This is a genomic window from Cellulomonas sp. P5_E12 (genome assembly GCF_054049315.1).
Genome location: NZ_JBFUMP010000001.1, coordinates 118695 through 141220, shown reverse-complemented (window position 1 = coordinate 141220; position 22526 = coordinate 118695). Strand labels below are relative to the sequence as shown.

Genomic DNA, 22526 nt, shown 5'->3' with positions numbered 1-22526 from the left:
CACGCGACGGCATGGCCCATTTCGGGCGGGTGTCAGAGGTACCTGGGAGCGTTCGGGCATGGACACCGGACTGCTGCTGGGACTCGCGATCGGCGCCATCGTCGGCGTGCTCGTCGGCTGGATGCTCGCGTCCGCCCGGTTGCGCGCCGCCGACCTCGAGGCCGCCCGGGCGACGGCGCTGCTCGAGGCGGAGCGGCACGGGACGCAGGCGCGGCTGGCGGACTCCGACCGGCTGGCCGACCAGTTCCGGTCCCTGGCGGCGGACGCGCTGGCGACGAGCTCCGACCAGTTCCTCGCGCTCGCGCACCAGCGGTTCGCCGCCGACCACCAGACGCAGGTCGGCGAGCTCACGCAGCGCGAGCAGGCCGTGCGGGCCATGGTCGAGCCGCTGTCCCGCACGCTCGACCAGGTCCGCCGCGAGCTGTCGACGGCCGAGCAGGCGCGCGCCGCCGGGCAGGCCGCGCTCGGCGAGCAGGTCCGCGCGATGCAGCAGGCCTCCGAGCACCTCCGGGGCGAGACGGCTCAGCTGGTCACCGCGCTGCGCTCGTCGCAGGTGCGCGGCAAGTGGGGTGAGCTGCAGCTCAAGCGGGTGGTCGAGGCGGCGGGGATGCTCGCGCAGGTCGACTTCGTCGAGCAGGACCAGGTGCGCACCGATGACGGCCTCCTGCGGCCGGACATGGTGATCAGGCTGGCCGGGGGCAAGAACGTCGTGGTGGACGCCAAGGTCGCGTTCCTCGGGTTCCTCGACGCCGCGCAGGCGACCGACGAGCGCGTGCGCACCGAGCGGCTCGCCGCCCATGCGCGGCACGTCCGGGCGCACGTCGACGACCTGGCGGCCAAGCGCTACTGGGACCAGTTCGCGCCGGCCCCGGAGTTCGTCGTGATGTTCGTGCCCGCCGAGTCGTTCCTGCACGCGGCCGCCGAGCAGGACCCGCTGCTCATCGAGTACGCGTTCGAGCGCAACGTCGTCATCGCCACCCCCACCACCCTGCTGGCCCTGCTCCGGACCATCTCCTACGCCTGGCGGCAGGACGCGCTGGCCAGCAACGCCCAGGCGGTCCTCTCCCTGGGCAAGGAGCTGCACGGCCGGCTGGCGACCATGGGCTCGCACCTGGCCAAGCTCGGCCGGGCCATCGACTCGGCGGCCGGCGCCTACAACCAGACAGTGTCGTCGCTCGAGACGCGCGTGCTGGTGAGCGCCCGACGGTTCGCCGACCTGCACGTCGTGGACGCGGACCTCCCGACGCCGGACCCCGTCAATCCGCAGTTGTCCGCCGTCAGTGCGCCCGAGCTGGTGGCGTCGGCCGAGGACCAGATCGTGATGTTCGACGGCCGCGCCGAGCGCGACGAGCGAGCGCTGCGTGCCGAGAGCGTCGTGGCGCGGACGAACGACGGCGACGCGTCGAGCGCGTGAGCGTCGCCGCGTCGAGCCCCTGAACGCCCGCTCGACTATGCGGGCTGGACGTCCAGGGAGCGGCGGCCGTCGCGCCGCGGAACCTCGGGAGCCTTGCCGGCGGCCTTCAGGTCGGCACGGAGCTCACGCGGCAGCGAGAACATGAGGTCCTCGGTCGCGGTGCGCACCTCCTCGACGTCGCCGAAGCCGTGCTGGGCCAGCAGGTCGAGGACGTCGCGGACCAGGATCTCGGGCACCGAGGCGCCGGAGGTGACCCCGACCGTGGTGACGCCCTCGAGCCACGCGAGGTCGATCTCGGACGCCTGGTCCACGCGGTAGGACGATCTCGCGCCGGCATCGAGGGCCACCTCGACCAGCCGCACGGAGTTCGACGAGTTCGCGGAGCCGACCGTGATGACCAGGTCACACTCGGGCGCCAGCTTCTTCACTGCGACCTGGCGGTTCTGGGTGGCGTAGCAGATGTCGTCGCTGGGCGGGTCCTGCAGGTTCGGGAACCGCTCGCGCAGGCGGCGGACGGTGTCCATCGTCTCGTCGACCGAGAGCGTGGTCTGCGAGATCCAGATGAGCTTGTCGGGGTCGCGGACGACGACGTCGGCCACGGCGTCCGGCGAGTTCACCACCTGGATGTGGTCGGGGGCTTCCCCGTAGGTGCCCTCGACCTCCTCGTGCCCGTCGTGACCGATGAGGAGGATGTCGTAGTTCTCCGACGCGAACCGCACGGCCTCCTTGTGCACCTTGGTCACCAGGGGGCAGGTCGCGTCGATCGTCTGCAGCGACCGTGCCGCCGCCTGCGCGTGGACTGCCGGGGAGACGCCGTGCGCGGAGAACACCACGCGCGCACCCTCGGGCACCTCGTCCGTCTCGTTCACGAACACGGCACCGCGCGCGGCCAGCGTCTCGACGACGTACTTGTTGTGCACGATCTCCTTGCGCACGTACACCGGGGCGCCGTAGTGCTCGAGGGCCTTCTCGACGGCGATCACCGCGCGGTCGACGCCGGCGCAGTACCCGCGCGGGGCGGCGAGCAGGACGCGCTTGCCGGCGACAGCGGGGGGCACGTCGCCGGGGTGCTGACCGTCGGGGTGCTGGCGGTCGGGTGTCGGAGAAGTCACGCTCCGGAGTCTAGTTCGGCGTGCCCGACGAGCCCGGCGGAACGGGCGTCGGCGGCTGTGACCTGCACCCGACCCGCACGGGGTGCACACGAGCGGGGGCCGGCGACCGCGTCGGGCGACCTCGCTGTCGGCGGGATGAGGCAGGCTGGGCGCGTGAGCACCGGTCCCATCACCAGTCCGCCGGCGGCCGGTCCCCCGCCGCTGCGCGCGGCGGACACGACCCCCGACCGCCCGTGGCCAGTCCGCCACCTGGCGCCCAAGATCGCCGACTACATCGCGAAGATGCCGCCCGTGTGGGTCGAGGGTCAGGTGCTCAACCTCAAGAGGTGGAACACCCTCTACTTCCTCACGTTGCGCGACACCGACCTCGACATGTCGCTCTCGGTGACGGCGCCCGCCTCGGCGATCGGCCCGCTGGCGGACAAGCTCGCGGACGGCGCCCACCTCGTGGTGCACGCCCGGCCGCAGTTCCACGCCAAGAAGGGCACCCTCTCGTTCTCGGCCGACGACGTCCGGCTGGTCGGCCTGGGCGAGCTGCTGGCCCGCATCGAGCATCTCAAGGGCATCCTCGGGGCCGAAGGGCTCTTCGAGCCGTCGCGCAAGCGCGCGCTGCCGTTCCTCCCGACGAGGGTGGGGCTGATCGTCGCGCAGCAGGGCGACGCCGAGCACGACGTGGTCTCCAACGCCCGCGCCCGCTGGTCCGCCGTGGAGTTCGAGATCCGGCGCGTGACGGTGCAGGGACCACGCGCGGTGCCCGAGGTCAGCGCCGCGATCGTGGAGCTGGACCGCGACCCGCGCGTCGAGGTGATCGTGGTCGCGCGCGGTGGCGGCTCGTTCGAGGACCTCCTCCCGTTCAGCAACGAGTCGCTGGTCCGGGTGGCCGCCGCCTGCCGCACGCCGCTGGTCAGCGCGATCGGCCATCACCTCGACACCCCGCTGCTCGACCTGGTGGCGGACCTGCGCGCCTCGACGCCGACGGACGCGGCCAAGCGGATCGTGCCGGACGTGAGCGAGGAGCGTGCCCGCGTCACGCAGGCGCGGCTGCGGGCCCGGGCCGCGCTGACGGCCCGGCTGACCCGCGAGCAGACCGGCCTGGACCACTGGCGCAGCCGTCCCGTGCTGGCCAACCCGACCACGTTGGTGGACCTGCACGAGCACCGGGTGGCGGCCCTGCGCGACAGCGCGCGCCGCTCTCTGCACACCGCGCTCGTGCACGGCCGTGCCGAGGTGGCGGGCCTCGCGGCGCAGGTCAGGGCGTTGTCGCCCGCCGCGACGCTCGACCGCGGGTACGCGGTGGTCCAGCGCGCCAACGGGCACGTGCTGCGGGACCCGGCCGAGGTGGCCGAGGGCGATCCCCTGCGCATCCGGGTCGCCCGTGGCGAGGTCGCGGCGCGCGTGACGACCTGACAGTCACGCCCGGCAGCGAGGTCGCGGCGCGCCTGACGACCTGACGATCGCGCCCGGCGGCGAGGTCGCAGCGCGCCTGACGACCTGACAGTCGCGCCCGGCGGCAAGGTCGCGGCGCGCCTGACGACCTGACGGCAGCGCCCGGCGGCGAGGTCGCGGCGCGCGCATCGGCGCGACCCCGACCGCCCCAGGTACCGGTGGGCACCTGGCTGACAGGAACGGCTCGCGTCTCGGTGGGCGGTTTGACGGCGCGGCGGTGTGGGCCGGTCCTGGTTGACTGTCCTCGTGCCGAAGCCGTCCACCTCGCCCGCCGCCCAGCCCTCCGACGCGAACGCCGATGTCCGTGACCTCGGCTACGAGCAGGCCCGTGACGAGCTGGTCGCGGTCGTCGCCCGGCTCGAGGCCGGCGCCGCGACGCTCGAGGAGTCGCTGACCCTCTGGGAGCGCGGCGAGGCGCTCGCCGCGCGGTGCCAGGAGTGGCTCGACGGGGCGCGCGAACGGCTCAGTGCGGTGCGCGACACCCCGGCGGTGGCCACCGCCACGGACGACGAGGAGTCCTGATGAGCACGACGGACCGGGCGCTCGTCGTCGGCGAAGCGCTGATCGACGTCGTCGCCAGGCCGGACGGCACCCGCGCGCAGCACCCCGGCGGCAGCCCTGCCAACGTGGCGCTCGGGCTCGGTCGCCTCGGCCGGCACGTGGACCTGCTCACCTGGCTGGGTCACGACGCCGACGGCGACCTGGTCCGGCAGCACCTGCGCGGGTCCGGCGTCCACGTCCTCGAGGGCAACCGGTCGGCGACGCGCACGCCCCTCGCGACCGCGCACATCGGTGAGGACGGGTCCGCCTCCTACGAGTTCGACCTCGAGTGGGACCTGCCTGAGACGTGGGACGAGGAGCCCGGGGACCCGCTGGTCGTGCACACCGGATCGATCGCGACGGTGCTGCAGCCCGGCGGCGCCGCCGTCGCCGCGATCCTCGCCCGGCGGCGCACCTCGTCGACCATCACCTACGACCCGAATCTGCGGCCGGTCCTCATGGGGTCGCCCGCGCACGCGCTGCCCGTGGTCGACGCGCTGGTGCGGCTCGCGGACGTGGTCAAGGTCAGCGACGAGGACCTCGCCTGGCTGCACCCCGGCGTGGCGCCCGCGGAGATCGCCGAGGAGTGGAGCAGGTCGGGCCCGTCGCTCGTCGTCGTGACGCACGGCGGCGACGGGGCGTTCGCGAGCACGTCGGCGGGCGCCCGCCTGTCTGTCCGGGCGCCGAAGGTGCAGGTCGCGGACACGGTCGGCGCGGGCGACTCCTTCATGGGCGGCCTGATCGACGGGCTCTGGTCCGCCGGGCTGCTCGGGGCGGACCGGCGACAGGCGCTCGCCGACGTCGACTCCGCGACCGTCGAGGCCGTGCTGGAGCGTTGCGCCCGGATCGCCGCGATCACCGTCTCGCGCGCGGGCGCCAACCCGCCGAGCTCGGCGGAGCTCGCCTGACCGACTCAGCAGTCCGGTCGCGCCGAGGCGACTCGAACCACGAGGCCGCCGCGCCGACGGCCCCTACCGGCGGCCGAGTCAGACGCGCGCCTTCTCCCGGGCCTGCGCGCGCTCGAGGGAGGCCTTGCGGTCGGCCTCGTTCTCGCGGTCGAGCGCCTCGGCGGCCGCGCCGTCCCAGGTGAGGTTCTCGCCGCTCTCGGGGTCGAACACCATCATCCGGGCGGGGTCGAACCACAGGGTCGCGTCGCGACCGTCCCGGATCTTGGTCTCCGACGGGAGCGCGACGATCAGCTGCGTGCGCAGGCCCTCGCCGTCGAGGTCGCGGTCGAGCTCCTCGAGCGTGGTCGCGACGTCCGGATTGGTGTCGAACGGGATGTAGGCGTAGAGCTCGGAGCCGAGCCACTCGGTGACGTCCACGGGCGCGGAGAAGGAGACGCCGGTCCCCTTGCGCGCGTCCTCCAGAAGGGCGGCGTCCTCGAAGTGCTCCGGGCGGATGCCGACGATGACGATCTCCTTGCCCTGCAGCTTGGGAGCCAGGTCCGCAGAGATCGGGACCTCGGCGAACGGCAGCTTCATGGTGGACCCGCTGATCTCCCCCGGCAGGAAGTTCATGGGCGGCGAGCCGATGAAGCCGGCGACGAAGAGGTTGACCGGCTGCTCGTACAGGCCCCGGGGGCTGGCGACCTGCTGCAGCTCCCCCTTGCGCAGGACGGCCACCCGGTCGCCGAGGGTCATGGCCTCGGTCTGGTCGTGGGTGACGTAGACGGTGGTCGTGCCCAGGCGGCGCTGCATGCGGGCGATCTCGGTGCGCATCTGGCCGCGAAGCTTGGCGTCGAGGTTGGACAGGGGCTCGTCGAAGAGGAAAGCCTCCGCCTCGCGGACGATCGCGCGGCCCATCGCGACGCGCTGCCGCTGACCGCCGGACAGGTTGGCGGGCTTGCGCTCCAGGTGGTCCTGCAGCTCGAGGGTCTTGGCGGCGAACTCGACCTTCTCGCGGATCTGGGCGTCGGTGAACTGGCCCTTCTGCAGGCGCAGCGGGAACGCGATGTTCTCGAAGACGGTCAGGTGCGGGTACAGGGCGTAGTTCTGGAACACCATGGCCAGGTGCCGGTCGCGCGGCGCCTTCTCGTTGACGCGCTTGCCCCCGATCTCCAGGTCGCCGGCCGTGATGTCCTCGAGGCCGACGATCATCCGGAGCAGCGTCGACTTCCCGCAGCCCGAGGGTCCGACGAGGATCACGAACTCGCCGTCGGCGATGTCCAGGCTCACGCCCTTCACGGCGAGGAAGCCGTCGCCGTACTGCTTGACGATGTCCTTGAGGGTGATGGCGGCCATCGGATCTCCTTCGTGGGACGGACTGCGCGCGTGGACGTCAGCCCTTGACGGCGCCTTGGGTCAGGCCGGACACGATCTGGCGTTGGAAGAGCAGGACGAGGATGACCACCGGGATGGTCACGATGATGGCCGCGGCGGAGATGGATCCCGTCGGCTCCTCGAACTGCGAGGCACCGGTGAAGAACGCCAGCGCGGCGGGAACGGGTCGGGCGCGGTCGGTCGACGTGAGCGAGATGCCGTAGACGAAGTCGTTCCAGGCGATGAAGAACGCGATCAGCGCGGTGGTGAACACCCCGGGTGCGGCGAGCGGCACGATCGCCTTGCGGAAGGCCTGCCACGTGGTCGCTCCGTCCACCTGCGCCGCCTGCTCGAGCTCCCACGGGATCTGGCGGAAGAACGCCGCGAGGGTCCAGATGGAGATCGGCAACGTCAGCGACAGGTACGGGATGATCAGCCCGAGCCACGTGTCGTAGAGGCCGATGTTCCGCCACAGGTTGAACAGGGGCGTGACGATCGAGATGACCGGGAAGATCGACACGCCGAGCGCGGTGAGCAGGACCAGCCGCTTGCCGGGGAAGTCGAGCCGGGCGATCGCGTAGGCCGCGAGCGTGGCGAGGACGACGGCGATGGCGGTGGCGATCAGGCAGATGCCGATCGAGTTGCGCAGCGAGGACAGGAACAGCGTCTGCGCCGACCCGCCCGGCGCGAGGATCTCCTCGTAGTTCACGGTCGACCACGTCTTCGGCCAGAACAGCCCGAGGTTCAGCTGGCTGGGCAGCTTGAACGACGTCGCGAAGATCGACACGATCGGGAAGAGGGCGTACGTGATGACGAAGATCGTGATGAGGGCCCAGGCCCACTTGGCCCTCGTCGACAGCTGCTTCATCAGCCCGCCCCCCTCGCGCCGCCGGCCAGATCGACCTTGAACAGCTTGACCGCGATCCAGCAGATCAGGATCACGCACAAGAACAGGAGCACGGAGATCGCCGACCCGAGGCCGATCTCGAGCCGGCCGATCGACGTCCGGTAGGCGAGCAGCGACAGCACCTCGGTGCCGTTCGCGCCGTTGGTCATGATGAACACGTTGTCGAAGATGCGGAACGCGTCGAGGGCCCGGAACAGGACCGCGACCATGATCGCGGCCTTCATGTTCGGCAGGACCACCCGCGTCAGGCGCTGCCACCACGTGGCACCGTCGACCTCCGCCGCCTCCTCCAGCTCGGTCGGCACCTGCGAGAGGCCCGCCAGCAGCAGGAGCGAGATGAACGGTGTGGTCTTCCAGATCTCCGACAAGATGATGACGAAGAGGCTGGTGCCCTGCTGGGCGAACCAGTTGAGGTCCGTGCTGATCCCGGGCACCCAGGCGAACCAGTGGTTGATGTACCCCGAGTTGATATCAAACGCGTAGAACCACGCGAAGGCCGAGACCACGGTGATGATCCCGTACGGCACCAGGATCGCCGTGCGAAGCAGCCCGCGGAGCTGGGTGATCGCTCGGTGCATGACGAGCGCGAGCGCGAAGCCGAGAAGCAGCTCGACCACCACGGTGACGACCGTGATGAACACCGTGACGCCGAGCGCCTGCCAGAACAGCGGGTCCGTCAGCACGACGGCGTAGTTGCTCAGCCCGGCCCAGCGCTTGTCGTCCGGTGCCGTGAGCCGGAAGTGGTACAGCGAGTCGAAGAAGGCCTGGAGGATCGGGTACAGCGTGACGGCCAGCATGACGACGAACGCCGGGCCGGCTAGCAGCCAGCCGAGGCGCGCCTCGGACCTCGACCGGTCGCTCCGCCCCGCCTTCGCCGCCGCGTCGCGCAGGTCCGGCGGGAGCCCGCCGGGTGTCTTCGTCTGGACCTGGCTGCTCATAGCAGCTGCTCCCCTCGCAGCACGGCGGTGATCAGGTCGGTCGACTCCTTGGGCGTGACCTCCGGCGTCACCGAGCTCGGCGGGTGCCACGTCTGCTGCAGGCCGGTTGACACCTCGTTGTAGTAAGGCGTCTGCGGCCGGGGCACGGCAAGCTCGAGCGACTCCCGGATGACGTCCGCCATGGGGAAGGCTTCCTTGACGGCGGGGTCGTCGTAGGACGTCGTGTTGGACGGCGGGTTGCCGTTCGTCGCGAAGTACTGCGCCTGGTGCTCGGGGGTGACGATGCACTCCGCCGCCTGGTACGAGAGGTCGACGTACTTGCTGAAGGCCCCGATCCCGAGGTTGATCCCGCCGTAAGGAGGCGCGGTCTGCTTGTCCGCTGTCACCTGCGGGTAGAGCGCCCAGCCGATGTCGTCGAGCAGCGACTGCTCGAACGTGCCGTCCTCGACGCCCGCCTTCGTGGCCGACCAGACGAACGGCCAGTTGACCATGAACGAGCCCTTGTCGCCCTGGAAGATGGCGAGCGAGGCCCCCTCGTCCTCGGTCGGCAGGGCGGGACCACCGAGGTTCTCCTTGCCGATGGTGCCCATGATCGTCGCCGCGGCCTCGCCCGCGGGCGTCTCGAGACCGAGCGTGATCTCGTCGGCCGGAGCCTCGGGGTTCTCGAGGATCTTTCCGCCGGCGGACGCGACGAGCGCGTTGATCCACACGGTGAGGGACTCGGCCTTGGTGCCCTGGACGGCCAGGTACTTGTCCTGGTCCTTCGACGCCTTCATGATCTGGTCCCACGTCACGGGCGCCTTCGCGGGGTCGAGCCCCGCCGCGGCCGCCACGGACTTGCGGTACCAGAGCAGCTGGGTGTTCGCCCAGAACGGCACGGTGACGAGCTTGTCCTTCCACGTCGCACCGGCGAGGGCACCGGCGACGACGTTCTGCGTGACCTTCGACGCGACGTCGTCGGGCACCGGGGCCAGGAAGCCGGGCTCGGCCATCTCAGGGATGAACGGCGGGTCGAGGCTCATGATGTCGATCGACGAGTCCTTGGCGGCCAGGCGCCGAGCGAGCTGCTCCCGCTGGGCGCTGGCGTCGCGCGGCAGGACCGACACCTCGATCGAGTAGGCGCCAGCGGCGGATTCGGTGCACTGCTTGGCGATCTCCGCCTGACCGCCGTCGTCGGGGTTGATGTACCAGGTGAGCACGGGAGTCCCGGACCCGGACCCGGCGCACGCGGCCAGCGGGACGACGAGCCCCGCGACCAGCGCCAGGGCAAGCCCGCGTGTGCGTCGTCGCACGGAGCACCTCCGAACCGAGGCGTCGACGCCTCACACCCAAGGGCTACACCCGTTCGGCGTCGGCGCGCCAGTGGAACGGGGATACCCGAGTGCTGAACACCGACTCCCGAGCGGGCGCCCGACCTGCGACGATGACGCCGTGACACGCCCCACGACCCCCGCCGAAGCCTGGTCCGCGCTGCGCGAGGGGAACCAACGGTTCGTCCGCGGCGAGATGCTGCACCCGTCCCAGGGTGTCGACCATCGGGCGGAGCTGAGCGCCGCACAGTTCCCGTTCGCGGTGATCTTCGGCTGCTCGGACTCGCGAGTGGCGGCCGAGATCATCTTCGACCAAGGCCTCGGCGACGTGTTCGTGGTGCGCACGGCCGGGCACGTGCTGGACACCACGGTGATCGGGTCGATCGAGTACGGCGTCCAGGTCCTCGGCGCGTCCCTGGTCGTGGTCCTCGGGCACGACAGCTGCGGCGCGGTCGCCGCGGCCACCACCGCGCTGACGACGGGCGAGCTGCCCGACGGGTTCGTGCGGGCGATCGTCGACCGCGTCATCCCCAGCATCGTGAATCTCGCGGGCGGCGGCCACGGGTCGCTGGACACGCTGGACCCCGCCGTTCTCGGGCACGAGCACGTCCGGCACACCGTCCGCATGCTCCAGGGCTACTCGCGGTCGCTCGCGGAGGCCATCACCGAGGGACGGCTGGCGATCGTCGGCCTCGAGTACACGCTGGCCGACGGCACGGTGCACCTCACCGAGGCGGCCGGCCAGCTCGACGCCTGACACGGACCGACGATCGGACCCGCAGGCGTGCGGCAGGATGAACGCATGACTTCTGAGTTCCGCATCGAGCACGACACGATGGGCGAGGTGCGCGTCCCGGTCGACGCCCTCTACCGCGCACAGACCCAGCGGGCCGTCGAGAACTTCCCGATCTCGGGCAACCGGCTCGAGCGCAGCCACATCGAGGCCCTCGCCCGCATCAAGAAGGCCGCCGCGCGCGCGAACGCCGAGCTGGGCGTCCTGGACCAGGACGTCGCGGACGCCATCGTCGCCGCCGCCGACGACGTGGCCTCCGGTGCGCACGACGGCGACTTCCCGATCGACGTCTACCAGACGGGCTCGGGCACCAGCTCGAACATGAACACCAACGAGGTGCTCGCGACCCTGGCCACGCGCCGGCTCGGCCGTGACGTGCACCCGAACGACCACGTCAACGCGTCGCAGTCGTCGAACGACGTGTTCCCGACGTCCGTGCACGTCGCCGCGACCGCGGGCGTCGTGCGGGACCTGGTCCCGTCGCTCGAGCACCTGGCGGAGGCGTTCGAGGCGAAGGCCGTCGAGTGGGCCGAGGTGGTCAAGTCCGGCCGCACGCACCTGATGGACGCCACCCCGGTCACGCTGGGCCAGGAGTTCGGCGGGTACGGCGCCGCCGTCCGGTACGGCATCGAGCGGCTGCAGTCGGCACTCCCCCGCGCGGCCGAGGTCCCCCTGGGTGGCACCGCCGTCGGCACCGGCATCAACACCCCGGCCGGCTTCCCCCAGCGGGTCATCGCGCTGCTCCGCGAGGACACCGGGCTGCCGCTGACCGAGGCACGCGACCACTTCGAGGCGCAGAGCTCGCGCGACGGCCTGGTCGAGCTGTCGGGCGCGCTGCGCACCATCGCCGTCAGCCTCACGAAGATCTGCAACGACCTGCGCTGGATGGGCTCCGGACCGAACACCGGCCTCGGGGAGATCGCGATCCCTGACCTGCAGCCCGGCTCGTCGATCATGCCCGGCAAGGTCAACCCGGTGATCCCGGAGGCGGTGCTCATGGTCGCGGCGCGCGTCGTCGGCAACGACGCCACCGTCGCCTGGGCCGGTGCGAGCGGGTCGTTCGAGCTCAACGTGCAGATCCCCGTGATCGCCGCCGGCGTGCTCGAGTCGATCCGCCTCCTGGCCAACGCCTCGCGGCTGCTGGCCGACAAGACCGTGAGCGGTCTCGTGGCCAACGTCGAGCGGGCCCGGGCGCTGGCCGAGTCGTCGCCGTCGATCGTCACGCCGCTGAACCGCGTGATCGGCTACGAGGCGGCCGCGAAGATCGCCAAGCACGCGGTCAAGCACGGCATCACGGTCCGCGCGGCCGTCATCGACCTGGGCTTCGTCGAGCGTGGCGAGGTCACCGAGGAGCAGCTGGACTCGGCGCTCGACGTGCTGAGCATGACGCGCCCGCCGCAGGCCTGACACGACGACGAAGGCGCCGGTCCACCAGGACCGGCGCCTTCGTCGTCCGCAGGATCAGACCTCGGCCGCCACCGGCTGCTGCGCCGGCGCATGGTGCACCGGGCGGCCGCCCTTCATGGCGAGGCTGGCCACGAGCCCGAGGACCAGCACGCCGACCGTGAGGAGCATCGTCTGCGTGACCGCGGTCGCGAAGCCCGAGTGCACGGCCTGCAGGGCGACGTCCTGGATGCGCGCGGCGACGTCGGCGGGCACCGACGACGGCAGCTGCGGGGCCGCGCCGCTGGCGAAGCTGCCCGAGGCGAAGCCGTCGACGAACGGCTGGCGGAGCTCCTCGGGGAGCTGCCCCGCCGCGTCCTCCGCCGCCGCGGGGATGGTCACGGCGAGGCGCGAGGTCAGCATGGCGACGACCGCGGCCGACCCGATGACGCCGCCGATCTGCCGCGTCGTGTTGAACGCACCCGCGCCGGCGCCGGCCGTGCGGCCGTCGAGACCCGAGGTCGCCAGGTTGGCCAGCGGCGAGAAGAGCGCGCCGGTGCCGACCCCGAACAGGATCATCGGCAGGACCAGGTGCCACACCGGCGCGTCGGGCTGCACGGCCACGGCCAGCCAGGTGATGGCGACGGCGAGCAGGGCGAACCCGCTGGCGACGACCCACTTGCCGGCGATCTTGTCCGACAGGCGCCCGGCGAACGGCGCGACGACCCCCGAGATGAGCGAGCCGGGCAGGCCCACGAGGGCGGCCTGGAGCGGCTCGAGCCCGAGCACCTCCTGCAGGAAGAGAGTGAACGGGAAGAAGATGCCCATCATCGCGAAGCTCACGGCCGCGCCGGCCACGTTGGACAGCGAGAAGTTGCGGTGGTGGAACAGGCTCAGCGGGAGCAGCGCGTCGCTGCCCAGGTGGCGCTGCCAGAGCACGAAGGCCACGAGCACCAGCAGCCCGACGCCGATGACGCTCCAGACCGTGATCGGGCCCGCGATGGTGCCCCAGTCGTAGGTGGCACCCTCCTGGACGCCGAACACGACGAGGAACATGCCGACGACCGAGAGCAGCACGCCGAGACCGTCGAACGAGCGGTTCGCCGTCGGGAGCGTCGGCAGGGTCCGCACCGCCAGGACGAGGGCGACGACGCCGACCGGGATGTTGACGTAGAAGATCCACTCCCAGCCGACGGTCTGGACCAGGAGGCCACCGAGCACCGGGCCGGTGATCGTGGCGATGCCGGCGACGGCACCCCACAGGCCCATCGCCGACCCGCGCTTCTGCGGCGGGAAGACCCGCGTGATCATCGACATGGTCTGCGGCGTCATGAGCGCGGCGCCGACGCCCTGGGCCGCGCGAGCGGCGACGAGCATCCCGATCGAGCCGGACAGGCCGCACAGCAGCGACGTCAGCGTGAAGATGACCAGGCCGACGATGAACACGGGCCGCGGGCCGAAGCGGTCACCGAGCCGGCCCGTGACCAGCAGCAGGGTGGCGAAGGTCAGCAGGTAGGCGCTGTTGACCCAGCCCACCGCCGTGAGGTCGGCGTCGAAGGCCGTGACCAGCGACGGGATGGCGATGTTCACGATCGTCGTGTCGACCATGATCATGAAGAAGCCGAGACACAGGGCGGGCAGGATGCTCCACGGACTGCGGCCGTGGAGGTCGACGAGCGCGGGTGGCTGCTCGGTGGCGGTGCTCATGAGTTGTCCTTCGAGTTCGGGTGGGAGGAAGACGTGAGGGTGCGCTTGGCCTCGAGGAAGCCGGACGGGAACGGGCCGCCCCAGTCGAGTGCGTCGACGCGCAGCTCCTCGAGCGTGGCGTCGAGCCACGCGATCTCCGCACGCAGCACGGCGAGGTCGTGCTCGGCGTCGAGGAGGTACCGGCGCGGCAGGCCCAGGTCCCGGACAGCCCCGTAGGACGCCTCCAGGGCGGCAAGGGTGCCCGTCTTGCGGTCGCGCCGCCGCGTGAGCTGCTCGACGACGACGTCCGCCGGCAGCTCGTTCGCCTCGGCCAGTCCGACGGAGAAGAGCGGGTAGGCGGGGTGCTCGTCGCCCAGCAGGCTTGCCAGGCGCTCGGCGCAGGCAGCGCGCCCGGCGTCGGTGATGCGATAGGTGGTGCGCTCGGGGCGCTTCCCGGTGCGGTCGGTGCCGACGGCCTCGACGAGGCCGTCCCGCTCGAGCCGCTCAACGCCGTGGTAGACGGCACCCGGGTTGACCCGCACGATCCGGGCATCGCCTCGCTCCACCAGGGTCTGGTGCAGCTGGTACGGGTGCATCGGCTGCTCGTGCAACAGGGCCAGCACGAGCACCGCGACCGCTGAGAGCTCCGCCACGCCACACTTCCTTCCTGATTATTCCGACGGGAATATACCTTCCGGAAGCTGCTCGTGTCACCTTTGCATCACGGTCCGCCGTGCGTCCGCGGAATCGCTCCCACACTTTCTTCGGCATCCCTTACGATCACCGAGCCGCGCGCGTCGCCCCTTGATCGTTCGCGCCTGGGACGAGGACGTCAGGAGGAGGTCGCATGGGCTGGAGCCTGCGCGTGCTGCGCCATCGCGCCGCCGCACAGCGGACGCTCCTCGCGACCGTCGTGGCCGTCGCCCTCGTGGGGGCCTCCCTGCTGGGCACGTTCGCCCTGCTGCTGTTCACCAGCGCGCACGGGGCCCTCGACACCGCCCTGGACCGTGCACCCGCGGCAGCCACCGACATCGACGCGGTCCTCTCGATGGACAAGTCCGACCCGGCCGACGCGATCGCTGCCGGCAACGGCTTCCTCGACGACCTGCTGGGGGAGGTCCCGGCCACGCGCACCCAGTGGCTCACCTCCCCGATGTACCGGCTGACCGGGCAGGGCGGTCGGGTGCCGCCGCTCAGCTATCTCGCCGCGAACCCGCGGCTCCTGTCGGACGCCACGCTCGTCGCCGGCGCCTGGCCGACCGCGGCGACCGACGACCAGGGACGCATCGAGGTCGCGGTCCCGAAGGTCGCGGCCGACGCGTACGGCTGGACAGTCGGCAGCGTCCTGCCTGTGCAGAACCTGGGCACCTACACCGACGCCGGCTTCGTCGTCGTCGGCGTGCACGAGCTCACCGGACCGAGCAGCATCTGGACCCGTGACCTCCTCGACGGCGCCGAGCACGACCCCCGCTACCCCGTGCCCGGCAGCTTCGGCTACGTCATCACCGACGCGTGGGGCCCGTTCGTCGCGCTCCCGGGGGCCATGGAGGGTGCCGGCGGGCTCGCAGAAGCCGACCTGGTGGCCTCCCCCGAGCTCGTCGACGCACCCGACGGAGCGGTGGCCGACCTGCGCTCCCGGCTCGACGACGCGCAGGCGTCGCTGACGAAAGACGTCGGCGCTACCGCGCTGTCCGGTGACTTCCGCTCGTCGCTGGCGGGCACGATCGACCTCGCCGAGGGCAACCTGGCCGTCACCCGCGTGAGCCTCGTCATCGTCGGGCTCATGCTCGTCGTGCTCGCCGTCACGGTGCTGCTGCTCGCGGCCCGCTTGCTGGCCGACCGCCGGGCGCCCGAGCAGACGTTGATGTCGTCCCGAGGGGCGTCGGGTGGTCAGCTGCTGGGCCTCGCCGCGCTCGAGGCGGCCGCGGTCGCGCTGGTCACGACGCTGGTCTCTCCCTGGCTCGCTGGCCTGCTGTTCGGGCTCATCACGTCGTTCGGGCCGCTCGAGCGCGCGGGCATGCACACCGACCCCGGCCGGCCGCTCTCGTTGTGGGTCACGTGCGTCGTCTCGTCGTTCGTCCTGGCCGGCGTCCTGCTCGGCCCTCTCCTGYGCCGGCGGGGAAGCGTCGTCGACACCGAGCAGCAGCTCGTCCGCCAGGACCGGCGCGGCGGGCTCGCACGCTCAGGTGTCGACCTCGCGCTGGTGGCTGTCGCGGGCGTGGCCGTCTGGCAGCTGCAGTCGTACCGGACGCCCGTGCTCGCGGGTGCCCGACCGGACCCGATCCTGGTCGCCGCGCCGGCGCTCCTGCTCCTCGCCGGCGCCGTGCTCGCGCTCCGCGCGCTCCCGCTGATCACCGCGCTGGGTGAACGCCTCGCTGCCCGCGGCCGTTCGCTCGTCGCCCCGCTGGCGGCCTGGGAGGTGGGCCGGCGACCGTCCCGCGCGGCGGGTGCGGTGCTGCTGCTCACCCTCGCCCTGGCCGTCGGGTCGTTCTCGCAGTCGTTCCTCGCCACGTGGCGCACGTCCCAGGCGGACCAGGTCGACCTGCAGGTCGGCACGGACGTGCGGGTCGGGAAGGTCAACGGCTCCGCTCCCGCGCAGGCGGTGGTCGTCGACGGGCTGTCGGGCGCGCAGGCCGCGAGCGCCGCGACGTTCCGCTCCGTCCGGTACGGCGTGCCGTCGAACAACGGCGACACGACGAACGGCGGGTCCGTCAACGTCCTCGCGCTCGACACCGCGCAGGGCGGCGACCTGCTGCGCGGCCGGATCACGCCCGACTGGGGGCAGATCAGCGCTCCCCTGGCGCCGACGACGCCCGACGGCTCGATCGCACTCCCGGGCACGCCGACCTCGCTGCTCGTGGACGTGACCAGCTCTGTCACGTCGGCGCTGCCCGGTTCCCTGCTGCTCACGTTGGTCGTCGAGGACTCCTACGGCACACGCACCTCGCTGGAGGTGCCGCCCACGCCCCTGGAGGGAACCTCGGCCGACATGAGCGTCCCGCTGCCCGTCCCCGGTACCGGGCTGCGACTCGTCGCGGTCCTCGCGCAGGGCCTGCCGGACAGCACGGACCCAGGTCAGCTGACCTTCCGGCCCGGGCAGGAGCCGACGGCGACCGTGGCGGTGACCGTGGCCAACCTGCGGACGGTCGAGCGGCCCACCGGCGCGGCCGCCGACACCGTCACGCCCGTCCCGCTCGACGGCGCCACCTGGACGGGCAACGCGGCGGCCGACAACCGCGGCCGCCGCGCGGTGCCGGTGACCACGGTCGACGATGCCGGCCTGCACCTGAGCGCACGGCCGGAGGCGGTCACCCTGCTGCTCGGCCAGGTGCGGATGGCGGCGATGACGTTCGCCGACCCGGGCATCGTCCCGGCCGTGGCGACGGACACGGTGCTGGTCGCCCTCGGCGCCGAGGTCGGGGATACGGTGCAGCTCGACCTGGACGGCGCGCCCGTGCTCGTCTCGATCGAGCGCGAGGTCCCGTACCTGCCGGGAATGCCTCGCGGTCCCGGGCTGCTGGTGGACCGCGACCTGCTGGGACGAGCGGCGCTGCAGTCGGCGTGGTCCGACCCCTTGCTGGACGAGTGGTGGCTCCAGGTCCCCGACGAGGACGCCGCGGACGTGGTGCGCCAGGTCGAAGCGGTCGAGCTCGGCGCCCCCACGAGCCGCGTCGCGGAGCAGTCGGCGGCGATCGAGGGCCCGCTGCGCGTCGGCGTGCAGGCGGCCCTGTGGATCGTCACGTTCGCCGCGCTGGCGCTGGCCGTGGCCGGGTTCGTCATGAGCGCGACCGTCGGGGTCCGGACGCGACGCCTCGAGCTCGCGCGGCTGCAGGCGCTCGGCGCGTCCCGCCCGTCCCTGGTGCGGTCGGTGCTGGTCGAGCACGTCATTCTCGGCACGCTCGGGCTCGCCGCCGGCCTGGCCCTCGGCGCCGTGCTGGCGCGCGTCATCGCGCCGCTGGTCACGGTCTCCGCGGTCGGCGGCCAGCCGGTCCCGGCCGTGGTCGTGCACTGGCCGTGGGCCACCGAGCTGGTCCTGGTGACGCTCCTCGTCGTCCTCGTCGGGTCCGCGGTCGCCCTGACCGCGAACCTGCTCCTGCGGCGCGCGTCCGGCGAGCTCCTGCGACTGGGGGACGAGCGATGAGCGCGCTGACGGTTCGGGCCGGCAGCGGGTGGCGGGCGGCCACCGCGGACGGCGTCCTCGTCGCGCGGCGCCGCAGCCGGCAGGACGCGGGCCTGCTCACCCTGACCGCGCTCCTGCTCGCCGTCACCGTGCTGCTCGCCCTGGTGATCCCCCGCATCACGCTGCGGATGGCCGACGAAGGCGTCCAGCGGGCCGTCCGCGACGCGGGGTCGTCGGCCGACGTGGTGGCGACGATCGGCGCGGCGCTGGGCACGGCCGACGGTCGCCAGGACGACGCTGCGACCCTCGTCGCCAACGCCGCGACCACCATGGCCGCCTCCCTGCCACCCGCCGTGCAGGAGGTCACCGGCGCTCCCTTGACCGCCGTGCAGAGCCCAGCGGGGACGATCACCACGCCGGCCGGGATGCTCGCGACGCGGCTCGTGCACGTGGGCCACGGCGCGCCGCAGCACGTCGGGGAGTCCTCGCCGGACCTCGTCCGGTGGGTCACGGGCATCGAGCCGCGGATGTCGCCGCCGCCGGCCGGGAGCACCGTGATCCCGACCCCCGAGAACCCGCGCCTGGTCGAGGTCGGGGTCTCCACGGCCGCCGCGGACGACGCCGGGATCGCCGTCGGTGACCGGTTCGACTTCTCCGGGCCGTCGATCGGTGCCGTCCGGCTCGTGGTGAGCGGCCTGTACGAGCCGGTCGACCCGGCCTCGCCGGTGTGGGTCGCGCACGCCGACCTGCTGGAAGAGGTGCCCACGCCGAAGGCCGCGTCGGCGGTCGGTGGGGTCGCCTTCCTGCTGTCCGACGCGTCGTTGCCCGACATGCAGCTCGGGATCGGGCAGCAGGCCGTCTCGACGACCTTCCGGTTCCCCGCGCAGGCCGACCACTTGCTCGCCACCGACACCGACGAGGTCGAGCTCGCCGTCAGCCAGCTGCTGAGCGACTCGCGCACGCTGACGGGCGCCGACGGCTACAACCCCGAGGTCGCCACCGACCTCGGCACCGTGCTGCGGAACGCCGACGCCCGGCTGCTGTCCAGCACGGCCCAGGCGTCGGTGCTGCTGATCGGGCTGGCCGCGGTCGGCGCGCTCGCGCTCGTGCTCGCCTCGCGGCTCCTCGTGGTGCGCCGGGCGACGTTCCTGCTCGCCGAGCGCGCCCGCGGGGCGTCGGTGGCCTCCGTCGTGGTGCGCGCTCTGGTGGAGAGCGTCCCGCTCGTCGTGCTCGCCGCGGCGGTCGGCGCGCTGGGCGCCTGGCTGCTCGAGCCCGACGACCGGGGGTCGTGGACCGTCGCCGCCAGCGTGGCGGTGATCGCCGCGCTCGCTCCCGCGCTCTCGGCCAGCCGCGTGGTCCGGGGGGCGTGGACCGGTCGCCGGCTGCCGGCCAACCGGGTCGACCGGGAGCGGCTCGCTCGCCGGCGGCGCGGCCGTCGCCTCACGGCCGAGCTCGCGGTCGTGGCGATCGCGGTCGCCGCCCTCGTGTCGGTGCACGCCCGCGGGCTGCTGCAGACGACCACGGGCGGGGTCGACCTGCTCCTCGCGTCGACGCCCGTGCTCCTCGCGACGGCGGCGACCCTGCTCGTCGCGCGCGCCCTCCCGCCCACTCTGCGCGGCCTGTCCCGTCTGGCGGCCCGTCGCCGGGGCCTGAGCCCGCTGATCGCCACGGCCCGGGCCGGCGGCGCAGTCGACACCCGGGTCCCGCTGCTCACCCTGACGGTCGCGGTCGCGCTCGTCGTCTTCTGCGGGACCACCGCCGTCACCGTGCAGCGCGGCCAGGTCGCGGCGGCGGACATCGTCGTCGGCGCACCCGTGCGGCTCGACGGCAAGATCCCGTCCGACGCACTCGATGCGCTGCGATCGGAACCCGGGGTCACGGCCGTCGCGGGCGCGCAGGACCTCGGCGACCGGACGTTCGGCAAGGAGAGCGGCGTCAAGGCACGGCTGCTCGTGGTCGACGCGGCCGACCTCGCCACGGTACTGACGTCGGCCGGGCAGCCGGTCGACGTGGGTCTCGCGGAGCTCGGTGACGTCACCGGACCCGCCCTGCCCGCTCTCATCGCACCCGCACTCGAGAGCACCGCCGAGCTGTTGCCGCCCGAGATCCTGGGCCGGACGGGATTCCTCGACCTGGACGTCGTCGGCACCGCACTGCACCCGCCCGTCCTCCTCGCGAAGGCGGATGACGCTCCGGCCGAGACCGACGCGATCGTGATCGTCGACCGCGAGCGTTACGAGGAAGCCAACGACACCGGGCTCGCCCTCGCGACCGTGTGGGTCGACGGTCCGGGCGCCGTCGACGCCGTCCGCGCCGTCGGCCTCGCCGAGACCCCCGGCATCACCGTCACCGAGCGCGACACCTGGCTCGAGACGTGGCGGTCGTCACCGCTGACGTCCGGCCTGCTCATGCTGCTGGTCGCGGTCGGCATCGTGCTCGCCGGCTATGCCGCCGTGGCACTGGTCCTCACCGTGGTCGCAACGGCCCGTGAGCGCGGCCGGACGCTGTCCGCGTTGCGCACTCTCGGGCTCGACGCGCGCACGGCGCGCGCCATGACGTTCGGCGAGCTCGCCCCGCTGGCAGTCGCCGCCCTGATCGCGGGGACCGCCGTCGGGATCGCGATCCCCTGGATGCTCACAGGGGCACTGGGGCTCGAGCTGGTCACCGGAGCGGCCGAGGCGACGCGGCTCCAGGTCACGTGGGCCCCGATCGTGGGCGCCGCCGTCGTCGTGCTGGCGTCGCTCGTGCTCGCGGTCGTCGTGGAGTCGGCCGTGCGACGGCAGGACCGGCTGGGGGAAGTCTTGCGAGTGGGCGACCGATGAGAGGGAGGCACTGGTGACCGTCACGGAGACCACGCTCGGCGCGCTCGAGGCGCGCGCCCAGCAGCGCACCGGCGCGTTCGGGGAGCACGCCCTGATCGTGTGCGACTCGCTCGTGCGCATCTACCAGGCCGAGGGGATCGAGGTGCAGGCCCTGCAGGGCCTCGACCTGCTGGTCGAGGAAGGAGAGCTCGTCGCGATCGTCGGCGCCTCCGGGTCCGGCAAGTCGACGCTGCTGTCGGTCCTGTCCGGGCTCGACGTCCCCACGGCCGGGCGCGTGCGGGTGGGTCCGTGGGACCTCATGGCGATGTCGGGCGCGCAGCGGGTGGAGTACCGGCGCTCGATGGTCGGGTTCGTCTGGCAGCAGACCGCCCGCAACGTCGTGCCGTACCTCACCGCCACGGAGAACGTCGCGTTCCCGCTCGCGCTGTCCGGGGTCAAGCGCAAGGAGCGCGACCGTCGCGCCGCCGAGCTGCTCGACGTGCTGGGTGTCGGCTACTGCGCCGAGCGCCGGCCCGGGCAGATGTCCGGTGGCGAGCAGCAGCGCGTCGCCATCGCCGTCGCCCTGGCCAACGCGCCCCAGGTGCTGTTCGCCGACGAGCCCACGGGCGAGCTCGACTCCGCCACGTCGCACGACGTCCTGGAGGGCCTGCGGACGGTCAACCGCGAGCTCGGCACCACGGTCGTCGTCGTCACGCACGACCCGGGCGTGAGCGAGCACGTGCAGCGCACCGTGGCCATCCGCGACGGCCGCACCAGCTCGGAGACCGTGCGGCGCACCCACACGCGCGACGACGGCACCGAGCACGTCGTGGCCGAGGAGCTCGCCGTGCTGGACCGCGCCGGCCGCGTGCAGCTGCCCAAGGAGTACCGGGACACGTTGCAGCTGGTCGGCCGCGTGCGGCTGGCGCTCGAGGAGTCGCACGTCTCGCTGTGGCCGGACCGGCCCGTGCCCGAGCGCCCGGTGGGCGGTCCGCCGACTGCCGAGACGTCCACGCGCCGCGGCCGGCACTCGGCCGCCGCCGCGGACCAGTCCGACGTCCCGACCCCGGAGGTTCCCCGATGAGCACCGAGACGGCCGCTGCTGCGGCTACTGCTCCGGCGCCGAGCGCCACCGACGCCGTCGTCCGCGTCGAGCACGTCAGCCGCACCTACGGGTCCGGCACGGGCGCCGTGCACGCCCTGCGGGACGTCTCGTTCACCGTCCAGCCCGGCGAGCTCGTCGCGCTGGTCGGCCGCTCCGGCTCCGGCAAGACGACCCTGCTCAACATCGTCGGGGGCCTCGACCGGCCGGACGAGGGTCGGGTGGTGGTCGACGGACGCGAGGTGTCGACGCTCGACGAGCGCGGCCTGGTCGAGCTGCGGCGCGACGTCGTGTCGTTCGTGTTCCAGACGTTCGGGCTCGTCCCGGTGCTCTCCGCGGCCGAGAACGTCGGCGTGCCGCTGCGCCTGCGCAAGCTGCCCACCAAGGACCGCGAGGAGCGCGTCCGGCTGCTGCTCGACCTGGTCGGGCTCGGCTCGCACGCGCTCCAGCGGCCCGGCGAGCTGTCGGGCGGTCAGCAGCAACGCGTCGCGATCGCCCGGTCGCTGGCCAACTCCCCGCGGCTGCTCGTGGCCGACGAGCCGACCGGCCAGCTGGACACCGAGACCGGCACGGCCGTCATGGCGCTGATCCGGGCGGTCGTCGAGGCCGAGGGCATGACGGCGATCGTCTCCACGCACGACCCGCTCATGGTCTCGCTCGCCGACCGCGTGCTGCGCATCGCCGACGGGCAGCTGGTCGAGGGCTGAGCCCGC

Annotated in this window: 17 protein-coding genes; 10 read left to right on the top strand and 7 right to left on the bottom strand. The window is 72.8% G+C overall.

Going from position 1 to position 22526, the window contains the following annotated elements:
• The first annotated feature begins 58 nt into the window (after window positions 1-58).
• A complete protein-coding gene (rmuC, locus tag ACXJKA_RS00600; protein WP_456823217.1) occupies window positions 59-1414 on the top strand; it encodes a DNA recombination protein RmuC in 1356 nt (451 codons plus the stop codon).
• A gap of 35 nt (window positions 1415-1449) precedes the next feature.
• Here the strand turns inward: rmuC and ACXJKA_RS00595 are convergent, their stop codons facing one another.
• The gene (locus tag ACXJKA_RS00595) at window positions 1450-2472 is read right to left on the bottom strand and encodes a 4-hydroxy-3-methylbut-2-enyl diphosphate reductase (protein ID WP_456823370.1); all 1023 of its coding nucleotides are present in this window, start codon (window positions 2470-2472) and stop codon (window positions 1450-1452) included.
• Between the two features lie 189 nt (window positions 2473-2661).
• Between ACXJKA_RS00595 and xseA the strand changes: the two genes are divergently transcribed.
• The 3 genes from xseA (at window position 2662) to ACXJKA_RS00580 (ending at window position 5420) form a co-directional block, all read left to right on the top strand.
• A complete protein-coding gene (gene xseA / locus ACXJKA_RS00590; protein ID WP_456823216.1) occupies window positions 2662-3933 on the top strand; it encodes an exodeoxyribonuclease VII large subunit in 1272 nt (423 codons plus the stop codon).
• A 285-nt stretch (window positions 3934-4218) separates the two neighbouring features.
• Complete coding sequence (locus tag ACXJKA_RS00585) at window positions 4219-4494, top strand: exodeoxyribonuclease VII small subunit (protein WP_456823215.1); 276 nt, start codon at window positions 4219-4221, stop codon at window positions 4492-4494.
• Window positions 4494-5420, top strand: a complete 927-nt coding sequence (locus tag ACXJKA_RS00580; protein WP_456823214.1) for a carbohydrate kinase family protein — start codon at window positions 4494-4496, stop codon at window positions 5418-5420. The genes ACXJKA_RS00585 and ACXJKA_RS00580 overlap by 1 nt, the downstream gene beginning before the upstream one ends.
• Window positions 5421-5498: 78 nt before the next feature.
• Here the strand turns inward: ACXJKA_RS00580 and ACXJKA_RS00575 are convergent, their stop codons facing one another.
• Genes ACXJKA_RS00575 through ACXJKA_RS00560 form a run of 4 tightly spaced genes read right to left on the bottom strand, consistent with a single transcriptional unit; the run spans window position 5499 to window position 9910 of the window.
• Window positions 5499-6755, bottom strand: a complete 1257-nt coding sequence (locus ACXJKA_RS00575; protein WP_456823213.1) for an ABC transporter ATP-binding protein — start codon at window positions 6753-6755, stop codon at window positions 5499-5501.
• A gap of 37 nt (window positions 6756-6792) precedes the next feature.
• A complete protein-coding gene (locus ACXJKA_RS00570) occupies window positions 6793-7641 on the bottom strand; it encodes a carbohydrate ABC transporter permease (RefSeq protein ID WP_456823212.1) in 849 nt (282 codons plus the stop codon).
• Window positions 7641-8618 carry a carbohydrate ABC transporter permease gene (locus ACXJKA_RS00565; protein ID WP_456823211.1) on the bottom strand — a complete coding sequence of 326 codons (978 nt, stop codon included), beginning with the start codon at window positions 8616-8618 and terminating at the stop codon, window positions 7641-7643. Before ACXJKA_RS00565 ends, ACXJKA_RS00570 begins: the two co-directional genes overlap by 1 nt.
• Window positions 8615-9910 carry a sugar ABC transporter substrate-binding protein gene (locus tag ACXJKA_RS00560; RefSeq protein WP_456823210.1) on the bottom strand — a complete coding sequence of 432 codons (1296 nt, stop codon included), beginning with the start codon at window positions 9908-9910 and terminating at the stop codon, window positions 8615-8617. Before ACXJKA_RS00560 ends, ACXJKA_RS00565 begins: the two co-directional genes overlap by 4 nt.
• A gap of 139 nt (window positions 9911-10049) precedes the next feature.
• On the opposite strand from ACXJKA_RS00560, the gene ACXJKA_RS00555 reads away from it, so the two are divergent.
• Window positions 10050-10685: a carbonic anhydrase gene (locus ACXJKA_RS00555; RefSeq protein ID WP_456823209.1), complete on the top strand. Its 636-nt coding sequence runs from the start codon at window positions 10050-10052 to the stop codon at window positions 10683-10685.
• Between the two features lie 45 nt (window positions 10686-10730).
• Window positions 10731-12128: a class II fumarate hydratase gene (locus ACXJKA_RS00550; protein WP_456823208.1), complete on the top strand. Its 1398-nt coding sequence runs from the start codon at window positions 10731-10733 to the stop codon at window positions 12126-12128.
• 54 nt (window positions 12129-12182) lie between these two features.
• Here the strand turns inward: ACXJKA_RS00550 and ACXJKA_RS00545 are convergent, their stop codons facing one another.
• Complete coding sequence (locus ACXJKA_RS00545; RefSeq protein WP_456823207.1) at window positions 12183-13811, bottom strand: DHA2 family efflux MFS transporter permease subunit; 1629 nt, start codon at window positions 13809-13811, stop codon at window positions 12183-12185.
• Window positions 13808-14443, bottom strand: a complete 636-nt coding sequence (locus ACXJKA_RS00540) for a PadR family transcriptional regulator (protein WP_456823206.1) — start codon at window positions 14441-14443, stop codon at window positions 13808-13810. The genes ACXJKA_RS00545 and ACXJKA_RS00540 overlap by 4 nt, the downstream gene beginning before the upstream one ends.
• A 194-nt stretch (window positions 14444-14637) precedes the next feature.
• Here ACXJKA_RS00540 and ACXJKA_RS00535 point away from each other — a divergent pair, with 194 nt between their 5' ends.
• Genes ACXJKA_RS00535 through ACXJKA_RS00520 form a run of 4 tightly spaced genes read left to right on the top strand, consistent with a single transcriptional unit; the run spans window position 14638 to window position 22520 of the window.
• The gene (locus ACXJKA_RS00535; protein ID WP_456823205.1) at window positions 14638-17931 is read left to right on the top strand and encodes an FtsX-like permease family protein; all 3294 of its coding nucleotides are present in this window, start codon (window positions 14638-14640) and stop codon (window positions 17929-17931) included.
• Window positions 17928-20732, top strand: a complete 2805-nt coding sequence (locus ACXJKA_RS00530) for an FtsX-like permease family protein (RefSeq protein WP_456823204.1) — start codon at window positions 17928-17930, stop codon at window positions 20730-20732. The genes ACXJKA_RS00535 and ACXJKA_RS00530 overlap by 4 nt, the downstream gene beginning before the upstream one ends.
• Before the next feature lie 13 nt (window positions 20733-20745).
• Entirely contained in the window at window positions 20746-21795 is a 1050-nt protein-coding gene (locus ACXJKA_RS00525) for an ABC transporter ATP-binding protein (protein WP_456823203.1), read from the top strand.
• Complete coding sequence (locus ACXJKA_RS00520; RefSeq protein ID WP_456823202.1) at window positions 21792-22520, top strand: ABC transporter ATP-binding protein; 729 nt, start codon at window positions 21792-21794, stop codon at window positions 22518-22520. Before ACXJKA_RS00525 ends, ACXJKA_RS00520 begins: the two co-directional genes overlap by 4 nt.
• Window positions 22521-22526 lie beyond the last annotated feature (6 nt).